The organism is Campylobacter ureolyticus (genome assembly GCF_027277485.1).
GTDB classification, from domain to species: domain Bacteria; phylum Campylobacterota; class Campylobacteria; order Campylobacterales; family Campylobacteraceae; genus Campylobacter_B; species Campylobacter_B ureolyticus_B.
Window position 1 is genome coordinate 1 of the sequence record NZ_JAPXGQ010000056.1, and the last position, 365, is coordinate 365.

At 24.9% G+C, this 365-nt stretch carries 1 pseudogene; it reads left to right on the plus strand.

The window, feature by feature from the left end:
* Nucleotides 1-365 (plus strand): annotated as a pseudogene (locus O6B72_RS09420) (relaxase/mobilization nuclease domain-containing protein); the annotation flags it as partial.

The following is a 365-nucleotide window of genomic DNA, read 5'->3' on the forward strand; positions in this document are numbered from 1 at the left end:
CATGTCCATGTTGTTTTAAATAAGAGAAATATTTTTACAAATAAAAAAATTCACTTTAATTCCAAAGCTGAGATTAAAGATTTCTTTGATGAAGCTAGAACAAATTTTGCTTTTTCTTTGGGAGCTAGAGGACTTAAATATGAAAATAAAAACTCTCTTTCAAAAGACTTAAAATTAGAGTTTTCAAAGATAAAATCAAGTGTTAAACTAGAAGTTGATGACTATACTGCTAAGGATAAATTGCAAGATTATTATTTTAATATGGAGGATAAAAATAAAGAAATTTATAAAACTACTAAAAATAAAATTGATAGCATGAATGATGAATTAAATATCCTTAAAAAGCAAAATGCCGAGCTTTTGGC